Origin of the sequence: Streptomyces himastatinicus ATCC 53653, from assembly GCF_000158915.1 — a bacterium.
GTDB lineage: Bacteria > Actinomycetota > Actinomycetes > Streptomycetales > Streptomycetaceae > Streptomyces > Streptomyces himastatinicus.
Genome location: NZ_GG657754.1, coordinates 3,290,619 through 3,292,342 on the forward strand (window position 1 = coordinate 3,290,619; position 1,724 = coordinate 3,292,342).

The following is a 1,724-nucleotide window of genomic DNA, read 5'->3' on the forward strand; positions in this document are numbered from 1 at the left end:
CACCCGGTATCTGCGGGTCCGGGGGGCGAGTCAGCCCATGAACTTCTTGAACTCGTCGGGGAGTTCGAAGTCCTGGCCCTGGCCGCCCTGGCCACCGGGCATGCCGAACGCGCCGCCCTGCTGGCCCGCCTGCTCACGGCGGGCCGCGGCGGCCTGCTCGTCGGCCTTCCGCTTCATCGGGTTGCCGCTGCGCTGCTTGCCCTTGACCTTCTTCTGCTGCTTGCCCTTGCGCTTGGCGCTGCCGCCGCCACCCGGCATGCCCGGCATCCCGGGCATTCCCGGCATGCCGCCGCCCTGGGCCATCTTCGACATCATCTTGCGCGCCTCGAAGAACCGCTCCACCAGATTCTTGACCGCGCTCACCTCGACGCCGGAACCACGGGCGATACGGGCGCGGCGGGAGCCGTTGATGATGTTCGGGTCGTGGCGCTCGCCCGGCGTCATCGACTTGATGATCGCGGCCGTGCGGTCCACGTCCTTCTCGTCCAGATTGTTGATCTGGTCCTTCATCTGGCCCATGCCCGGCAGCATGCCGAGCAGCTTGGAGATGGAGCCCATCTTGCGGACCTGCTCCATCTGCGCCAGGAAGTCGTCGAGCGTGAACTCCTTGGGGCCCTTCGCCAGCTTGGCCGCCATCTTCTCGGCCTCTTGCTGGCTGAAGGTCTGCTCGGCCTTCTCGATGAGGCTGAGCATGTCGCCCATGCCGAGGATGCGGGACGCCATGCGGTCCGGGTGGAACGCGTCGAAGTCGTCCAGCTTCTCGCCGTTGGAGGCGAACATGATCTGACGGCCGGTGACATGCGCGATGGACAGCGCGGCACCGCCGCGCGCGTCGCCGTCGAGCTTGGAGAGCACCACACCGTCGAAGCCGACGCCGTCGCGGAACGCCTCGGCGGTGTTGACCGCGTCCTGACCGATCATCGCGTCGACGACGAACAGGACCTCGTCCGGGCTGACCGCGTCGCGGATGTCCGCGGCCTGGCGCATCAGCTCCTCGTCGATGCCGAGGCGGCCGGCGGTGTCGACGATCACGACGTCGTGCTGCTTGGTCTTGGCGAACTCGATCGAGTCCTGGGCGACCTTGACAGGATCGCCGACGCCGTTGCCCGGCTCCGGCGCGAACACCGCGACGCCCGCGCGCTCGGCGACCACCGAGAGCTGGTTGACCGCGTTGGGGCGCTGGAGGTCACACGCGACGAGCAGCGGGGCGTGGCCCTGCCCCTTCAGCCAGCGGCCGAGCTTTCCGGCGAGCGTCGTCTTACCGGCGCCCTGGAGACCCGCGAGCATGATGACCGTCGGGGGCTGCTTGGCGAAGCGGAGGCGGCGGGCGTCGCCGCCGAGGATGCCGATGAGCTCCTCGTTGACGATCTTGATGACCTGCTGGGCCGGGTTCAGCGCCTGGGAGACCTCGGCGCCGAGGCTGCGCTCCTTGACCTGCTTGATGAACGACCGTACGACGGGCAGCGCCACGTCGGCCTCGAGCAGGGCGATCCGGATCTCGCGCGCCGTGGCGTCGATGTCCGCCTCGGACAGGCGGCCCTTGCCCCGGAGGTTCTTGAAAGTCGCTGCGAGGCGATCGGAGAGGGTATCGAACACGGTGGTCGCGAATCCTTTGGTCGGATGTCGGGGTCGGCGGGTCGGCCTCCAAGGGTATCCGCACGTTGAGGTAACGGTCTGCCCCCGGGCGTGTGCCGCTCGGACGGGCGATGCGTTATCCCCACCCC

1 protein-coding gene is annotated in these 1,724 nt (G+C 68.7%); it reads right to left on the reverse strand.

Going from position 1 to position 1,724, the window contains the following annotated elements; translation table 11 throughout:
- Nucleotides 1-30: 30 nt before the first annotated feature.
- Nucleotides 31-1,596 (reverse strand): signal recognition particle protein, encoded by a 1,566-nt coding sequence (gene ffh / locus SSOG_RS13300; protein WP_009714743.1) that lies wholly within the window; start codon nt 1,594-1,596, stop codon nt 31-33.
- Nucleotides 1,597-1,724: the final 128 nt, after the last annotated feature.